Genomic DNA, 8,054 nt, shown 5'->3' with positions numbered 1-8,054 from the left:
CACAGTGTACCGAACACGGTCGTGGGGGGCGGGGGGGCCGCCCGCCCGGCGGGGGGGGGGCGCCGGCCCCCCGCCCCCCCGGCCCCGCCGCCCGCGCGCGGGGCGCCCCCCCCCCCCCCGGCCAGGCCGTGCCAAGGACGAAAGGCCAGACCTCTTGTGTGATCAGGCAGAAGTGGATCAAGGAACATGGTCGAAGCTCCTTGTGGTGCGAGGATGACCTTGCCGAAAAGTTCGGTCTTCTGACCGGTGCTGTTCGACAAGTAAGTGATCTTCATGAGGATCGGGATCTTCATGAAGCGTGCGGCCTTTCCAGTGGGCATGAGCTGTCCTGGCGGGCAGGGGTGAGCACCACGCCCATCCACGCGTGCGTGCCTCTGTGCCTGGTACCGGCACCGGCGAAGTCGTAAACCCTTTTGACCTGGAGGTTCGATGAAGTCCTGGCGTTCCCGTATCAGTGTCGGCCTCGCCATCGGTGCGGCGGTGATCGCCGTTCCCCTGACCGCGACCACCGCCTTCGCCGCCCCGCCGCCCGGTGACGGCTGGGTACCGGCCGGCGCCTTCCCTTACAACTCGAAGGCGGAGTGCGAAGCGTACGAGATCGGCGGTGCTCGGCAGAACGGTTACCACGAGGTGTGGTGCGACGACAGCAAACACATCATGCCGTATTACTACCGCTGACCGATTTCGCGCCGGTGGAAAGTGAATCCTCCGGCGTGTCCGACAACGTTCTTCCCCCGGACGCGACGCGCCCGGGGGAAGAATCGTTCCAGGATGCGGTGCCCTTCAGCCACGCCGAAGCAGAACTGAGCCCCGCTCCTGGAATCCCTGGAGCGCCGCCTTGGGGTGCTCTTCTCCCCCGCTTCCCGGACTATTCTTTTCTCTCTTCCGAACACCGCCGTATCGGCACCGGGACATTCGGACAGAACACCTGGCCCCCGGGGGAACGAATCCACCGTCGTCGAGGAGTTCCGAGTACCGTTCACGCTGAGCATTGGTGTCACGGCAGGCGCGCTGACACCTCGGGAGAGTTGAGTATCGAGGATGTGTGATGAAATCGGCGACAGGCAGGGTGATCAAGTTTGACGACATTCGCGGGTATGGCTTCGTGTCGCCCGATACCGGCGGTGAGGATGTCTTCGTCCATGTGAACGACCTCTTTTTCGACAAGCAGTTGCTCAGCGCGGGCGTCCAGGTCGAGTTCATTCCCGAAGAGGGTGAACGAGGTCTCAAGGCATCACACGTCCGGCTGCTCGAAAGGCCTCGGGAAGTCCGGCTCGCGCCGACCGTCCAAGCAGCGCCGGTGATCAGCCATGAACCCGAGCCGGCGGAGAACGAGGACGACCTGTGCGACGTGTTGTCCGTGAGCGAACTGAAATCGGAACTACTCGAAGCGCTCGTCGAGGCCGCGCCGGACCTGACCGGGACACAGCTCGCCACCGTAAGGCAGTGCGTGGTGACGCTCGCCCGCCAACACGGCTGGACCGAAGACTGAAACACCGCCCCTGAAGACGCCGCGGCGGACGTGTCACGAGCGACGCGTAAGGGACGTTCAGCGTCTCGTACGGAGCGTTCGCGACGTTCTGACCGTCGGCACGGGAGCCACCGCTGATCCCAGGGACGCCCTCGGCGCACTCACCGCACCGAGGGACGCCCCCGTCACACCCAACGCACCCAAGGTGTCCCTCGGCACATCGGCCGTCTGCCGAGTCAGCCGCCCGGCACGGGACCGTTGAGGAACCCCACGCCGGCTTGATTTCCCAGCCTCGAGCCTTCAGGACCTGCGGTCAGCCGTCCTGGCCTTCGGAGCCGTGCCACGCGACGCGGGCCGGGCGCCAGCGGCGGCGACGTCCGGCCGGGACGAGCCGCCAGGCCAGCCGGACCGCGAACGCGAACCCCGCCACCACGAACAGTCCGGCGACGACGATCCCGATGGCGAGGTCGTCGTTCCGCGGCGGGGCCGGGGGCCGCACGGGCGGCGGCGTGACCATGCCACCTTGCGCGCCGTGGGCCTCTTCCTCCGGGAGCACCGTGGTCACCGCGGCCATCGGGTTCACCGTTCCCCAGCCCAGACCGGCATCGGGCAGCCGGGAGGGCGGGTGATCCGCGGTGGTCTCCAACCGGTGCCGGAGCTGCTCGCCGGTCAGGCCGGGACGGTAGGCCAGTACCAGCGCGGCGACACCGGTCACGAACGGTGCGGAGTAACTCGTGCCGCTGCTCTGCCACTGGCCGGGGCCACCGGGACCGATGCTGATCACGTCCACGCCGGGTGCGACCAGGCCCAGATATCCGCCCGTCTGGGAGAAATCCGCCCGCGCGCCCGCGGAGTCGATCGCGCCCACGGCGAGCACCGAGGGGTAGGCCGCCGGATAGGTCACCGGATCGCCGTCCTTCGCCCCGTTCGCGGCGGAAGCCACGACGAGCACTCCACGCGCCGAGGCGTAGTCGATGGCGGCGCGCAGTTCCGGGGACGGGGCGCTCGTGCTCGCCGACACGTTGATGATCTGGGCGTGCTGGTCCACCGCGGTCCGGATGCCCGTCGCCAGTCCGCCGGCCGGGTTGTTCTGGCCGGTGGCCGCGCGGATCGGCAGGATGGTGACGTCCGGGGCGACGCCGGCGAATCCGGTGCCCGGATCCGGGGCGGCGCCGATGATGCCCGCCACGAAGGTGCCGTGGCCGAAGCAGTCGGTGTTCGCCTTGCCGTGCGGATCCAGCACGTCGGTCCCCGTCAGCACCCGGCCGGCCAGCTGCGGAGTGCCCGCGTCCACCCCGGTGTCCACGACGGCGACCGTGACTCCCTTGCCGCGGCTCAGATGCCACACCCGCTCCGGCGCGAGCTGCCGCTGTCCCCACGGCACCTCGGGTTCGCTGACCGTGGGCGGTGACAGACAGGTCGTGGTGCCCGACGGAAGCGGCGGCGCGGTTCCCCGGTCCGCCATGGCCATCGGGCCCGCCGCCTGCGCCGCGAGCACGACGCTCACGACGACCAGCGACCGTGCCACCACCGCACCGAAGGCGTTCATGAGGCCGCCGCCGTCGCCGCGCCGGGCAGCGGCCGCATGGCGTACCCGCCCGCGACCGCCGCCGCGCGCACGTCGAGCAAGGGAGCGGTCAGCCGGGCACCCAGTTCCGGATCATCGATCACCCGTACGGCGTTGTGCAGCCGGTACTCCCACACCCGGTCCAGGTTCGCCAGTGCCTCCCGATCTCGTTCGTCCACTTCGGACGTCCCGGGTTCCTCTCCCGGCCACAGCTCGCGGACCAGTACCGCGGTACGGGGCGGCCGCACTTCTTCGGACTCCGTGTCCACATCGGACGTTCGGACAGCCAGCGCTTTGAAGCGCGGACCGGCGAGGAAGACGGCCTCGTCGACCGGCCCGTCGATGCCCAGCTCGGACGTGCGCCGCGCCGAGCGCGGCCAGATCAGCAGGTCGACATCGGCACCGGGCACCGTGACGTCGAGCGGCACGCTGGCGCTCAGGAAACCCGGGAACGTCAGCACCGCACCGACCGGGTACTGCCGCTCGACGGGCTCGGCCAGCGCACCCTGCCGCAACAGCGCGCGGCGATGCGTCGGCAGCCGCCGGATGCCGGACACCAGGCAGGGAAGGTAACCCTCGATCGGGGACGCGGAGCCGGTGCGCAGGGCCTCGCGGACCATGGCCGCGACGCCCTCTCCCGTCCCCAGATACAGGCAAACGGCCACGTAATCGGCTTTCGCACGATCGTCGATGTGCCGCAACGCGGGCCAGGTGGCCAGCGCCGCGTTCACCGTGGCGAGCGCTTCGGTGAAGGTCTCCCCCGCCTCGACCGAGAACCGCGTCTGCTCGGCTTCGGTGCTGAGCCGGTCGGCGAGCACCAGCGGACCGGACCCGCTCGGCCGCTGCGGAACGGGCTCGGGCGGCTCGGTGTCCACTTCGGACACATCGACGCCGGGCACCGGGGCCGGATCGGTCACCTCGGGTTCCGGTGGCAGCGGGCTGGGCGGTTGCTCCGGCTCGTCGTGGCGCGCCACATCGGGCCCGCCGGAGACGGCGTCGGGAGTCGAGGAAACCGTCACGACGGGTTGCCCGGGTCCAGGCGGCAGGACCGGACCCGGAACAGACCTCGCGGTTTCCCCGCGTGACCCGGCGGGAGCGGCTGTCTCCGGCGAGTCAGTGTCCACTGAGGACTTCTCCGGCACCGGACCGGGGACGCGCGACGGCGACACCGGTGTGCCGGAAAGCCGCTCGCTGATCCACAGGGCCTCCTGCCGCGGCGGTTCGGCGGGTTCGGGTGGAGCCACGGGTACCGGGGCGACCACGGGAGGCACCCGAGGCGGTGGCGGTGGCCCCGGCAGGGCCGCGAGCCCCGCCTCGCCGACGATCCGGGCGAGGTCCGCCTGACCGTCCGCGTCCAGCTTCCCGACGACCTGGAGCCGGACGCTCCGCCGTTCGGCGTTGTCCAGTTGCGCCAAGATCGATTCCGCGGCGGCCAGTAGCGTTTTGTCGACAGCCTTGCCGGGGACACCAAGCCACAGCGTCCAGCGTCCGGTGTCGAACGGGTGCGCGGGTCCCGCGTCTCGCTGGTCGCCGTGCCGTACCGCCAGGCCCGAGGGCACCACCTCGGCGACCACGCCGGGCTCGCTTCCGGCGAACCGGTAACGCGTGTTCGCCACCCGTTCCCATCCCGGCGGCGCGGGCGCGGCGCCCAGCACGGTCTGCCTGCCGATTTCCGGATGCTGTCGCAGCAACGTGACGAACGGCCGGAACGGCTCGTCGTCGCCGGTTTCCGGCGGGGTCTCGGTGCTCATCAGCACCGGTTCGCCCAGCCGCCAGGCCAGTTCCCCGATCCAGGTGGGTTCGGCGACCCCGGGATGACCGGGGGCGACGACCCAGCGGGCCCGGAGCCCGGGGTCGAACTGGCCGAGCAGCGTGGCGACCTCGAGGGGCGCGGGCAGCGGGTCGTCCGGCCTGCCGACGATCAACCGCGGCCGCTGCCCGTGCACCGCCACCGCGAACGCCCGCTCGTCCACCGACACCGCCGCCGTGCGCTTGTCCCGGACGAGCATCCCCGCCGGCACCGGTTCGGCCACCAGCCCGCCCTTGCCCACCGGTTCCCTCGGCACCAGGAACTCCCAGGACGGGATGGGACAGCGGCTGGTGAGCACCTTTTCGTCCGCGCCCGCGCGGAAGCGGAGCCAGCCCGTCCCGCCGGTCCCGTGCCCCACGTACAGCCCCGCACCCGGCTTGCCCGCGAGCGTGCCGTCCGGGACCAGAAGATCGACCGACAGCGCGTGGGCCAGGCGGTGCAGGAGTTCGCGGTCGGAGGCGGACAACGCACTCGCGTCGGCCACGCCCAGCCACACCGCGTGTACCGCGGTCGGCGTGTCCGCCTCGGCATGCGGAAGCACGGACGAGCGCAGGAAGAACACGGCCGCCTGGAAGAGAGAAGGCTGCTGACGCGCACGCTCGGACGCGAGCACCAGCACCGTGCCGGGCATCTCCGGCAGGCTCTCGACGAACTCGTGCCCGGGCGGCTCGTCCCGATGCCGGATCAGCGCGTGCGGACCGTGCCACTGCGCCACCAGCCCACCGGCCAGTTTCTCCGCGGGCCGGGCTGAATCCCTTTCCTGCGACGCTTTCCCCACCTCAGGTACTCCCCTCCAGCACGCCGTCGAGGTCGGCCACCGTCAGCAGAGTGAGATCGGCGGTGGCGACCGACGAGGACAGCGCCAGCCGGGAGGCCTGGTGATCCGCCATCCGTTCGAAGACCCGCCGCGCGGTGCGGCCGTTGCCGAAGGTGCCGTCCTTGGGGATCCGCTCGAAATAGCCGTGCAACGCCTCGGCCGCGTCCTCGTCGAGCCGGTAGTCGTGCCTCCCGCAGTGCGAACGGACGATCGTCACGAGCTCTTCCGGGGTGTAGTTCGCGAACTCGATGGTGCGGCTGAACCGCGACTCCATCCCGGGGTTGGCCTCCAGGAACGACTGCATCTCCCGCGAGTACCCGGCCGCGATCACGACCACGTCCTCGCGGTGGTCCTCCATCAGCTTCACCAGCGTGTCGATGGCTTCCCTGCCGAAGTCCGGCCCGGTCCCGCCCTGACCGGAGCTGAGCGTGTACGCCTCGTCCACGAAGAGCACGCCACCCAGCGCGGAGGTGAACGCCTCGGTCGTCTTGATCGCGGTGCCACCGATGATCTGCGCGACCAGATCGGCACGCGCCACCTCGACCAGATGCCCCGACCGCAACACGCCCAGCTCGGCCAGGATCGTCCCGTACAGCCGGGCGACGGTGGTCTTGCCGGTGCCCGGCGCGCCGGCGAACACCAGATGCCGTGCCATCGGCGGCGCGGACAGGCCGGCGTCCTTGCGTACCTTGGCCATCTTGTTCAGGTTGATCAGGGACGTGACTTCCCGCTTCACCCCGTCCAACCCCACCAGCCCCAGCAGTTCCCGCAGCGGATCGCCGGGAGCCGCGGACGCCGCCGGTTTCGCGGTCTGCTCGGCGGCGGGCACGTCGGCCGTGGCCGCCACGGAACTGCCGTAGGCGTCCGGAAGCCGGTTGCCCGAACTGGCCAGCCCGGTGATCACCACGTCGCCACCCGGCCGGAGCTGCCGCACCCCGGAGCCGCCGTTGTCCCGGACCGTGGTGGCCGAGACCCGCACGGATTCGGCACTGTCCACCTGGATACCGTCCCCGGTATTGCCGACGAACTCCGAGTCGTCGACCGTCCCGGACGATCCGCCGCCGAACCGGCAGCCGCTCGCGGCGGACTCCCGCACCCGGCAGCGGGCCAGCGACACCTCGCCGCCCTCGCCCACCTGGATCCCGTCCGCACCGGACCCCGCGATGTCGCAGTCGGCCAGTTCCACCGACGCGTCGGACACCTCGACGCCCGCCCCGGCCGTGGCGCGCACGCTCAGCCCGATCACCTCGGGCCGGGCCGACCCGGTCACCCGCAACCCGCTCCGGCCGCTGACGTCGATCTCCGCGTTCTCCAGCCTGCCGCGCGCGCCATCGCCGAACTCGACCGCGGCGTCGTCCGATCCCAGCACGCGCAGACGACGGAAGAACGGGTCGGCGCCGCCCGCCACCCGGACCCCGACCGAGGCCGAGCGCGAAACGGTCATCGCGGTGAACTCGGTCCGGCTGCGTTCGACGACGCCGACCCCCACCCCGGCGACTTCCTCGGCCACACAGTCACTGACCCTGCCCGCCGACTGCCCGGTGAAGTGATAGCCGTGCCCTCGCGCCTTGGTCACCCGGCACCCGCGCAGTACGGGCGCGCAGGATTCGGCGGTGAAGACGCCTTCCGCCCCGCTGCCGGTGACCGAACACTCGTCCAGTGCCACCGATCCCGAACTCGCCAGGAAGAACCCGGTGCCCTCGGTGCGGGACACCGAGAGTCTGCTCGCCGTCATGCTCGCCTGCTGTTCGACGGCCACCGCGGGCTTGACCGCGTCGGCGATCTCGGTGTCGTGCACGGAAATCCGGCCGCTCCCGTTGAGACAGATGCCGTTGCCCCCGGCGGTGCGGATCGCACACGAACGCACGGTGAGCGAGCCGTTCTCGGCGACCACGACGGCCGAGGTGCCCACGTCGTGGAGGTGGCAGGAATCAAGGAGGTTCCCGGTGCCGGAGGTGATCACCACCCCGGCCCCGGCCGGATTGTGCACCTCGCAGTTCCGCATCAGGAGCGTGGCGTCCTGCATCGCGTAGGCCGCGGTCCACGCGGCACCGGTCACCTCGCATTCGGTGAGACTGAGCTGCCCCGCCGAGGCGAACACCGCCGGGCTTTCCCCGTCCGACGCCTCGATGACCAGCCCTGTCAGCGCGGCCGACTCCGCGGCCAGCATCATCGCGACACCACTGGCGGCGACGACGCGCACCGTGCCGGGCCCGTCCTCGGCGGTGATCGTCACCGCCTTGGTCAACACCACGTTCTCCTTGTAGAGACCGGAACCCACGAGGATGACCGCACCATCCGACGCCTCTTCCACGGCGGTCGCGATGGATCGGTGTCCTCGCGGCGATCCCTTGGTCACCGTGATCACGTCGTGGCCCACATTTCTCCG

General features: G+C 70.8%; 5 protein-coding genes. 2 read left to right on the top strand and 3 right to left on the bottom strand.

Features of this window, described 5'->3' with window-relative positions:
- Nucleotides 1-429 precede the first annotated feature (429 nt).
- The gene (locus ACFWX1_RS02275) at nucleotides 430-678 is read left to right on the top strand and encodes a hypothetical protein (protein ID WP_378382997.1); all 249 of its coding nucleotides are present in this window, start codon (nucleotides 430-432) and stop codon (nucleotides 676-678) included.
- A 370-nt stretch (nucleotides 679-1,048) separates the two neighbouring features.
- Nucleotides 1,049-1,492 (top strand): cold-shock protein, encoded by a 444-nt coding sequence (locus ACFWX1_RS02270; protein WP_378382996.1) that lies wholly within the window; start codon nucleotides 1,049-1,051, stop codon nucleotides 1,490-1,492.
- A gap of 292 nt (nucleotides 1,493-1,784) precedes the next feature.
- On the opposite strand, the gene mycP is transcribed toward ACFWX1_RS02270, so the two are convergent.
- Genes mycP through ACFWX1_RS02255 form a run of 3 tightly spaced genes read right to left on the bottom strand, consistent with a single transcriptional unit; the run spans nucleotide 1,785 to nucleotide 8,045 of the window.
- Nucleotides 1,785-3,020: a type VII secretion-associated serine protease mycosin gene (gene mycP / locus ACFWX1_RS02265; protein ID WP_378382995.1), complete on the bottom strand. Its 1,236-nt coding sequence runs from the start codon at nucleotides 3,018-3,020 to the stop codon at nucleotides 1,785-1,787.
- Entirely contained in the window at nucleotides 3,017-5,626 is a 2,610-nt protein-coding gene (locus tag ACFWX1_RS02260) for a hypothetical protein (protein WP_378382994.1), read from the bottom strand. The genes mycP and ACFWX1_RS02260 overlap by 4 nt, the downstream gene beginning before the upstream one ends.
- 1 nt (nucleotide 5,627) lies before the next feature.
- Nucleotides 5,628-8,045 carry a right-handed parallel beta-helix repeat-containing protein gene (locus ACFWX1_RS02255; RefSeq protein ID WP_378382993.1) on the bottom strand — a complete coding sequence of 806 codons (2,418 nt, stop codon included), beginning with the start codon at nucleotides 8,043-8,045 and terminating at the stop codon, nucleotides 5,628-5,630.
- Between the last annotated feature and the right edge of the window lie 9 nt (nucleotides 8,046-8,054).

Origin of the sequence: Amycolatopsis sp. NPDC059021, assembly GCF_042739895.1 — a bacterium.
GTDB lineage: Bacteria > Actinomycetota > Actinomycetes > Mycobacteriales > Pseudonocardiaceae > Amycolatopsis.
This window is presented reverse-complemented; position numbering and strand designations above follow the sequence as displayed.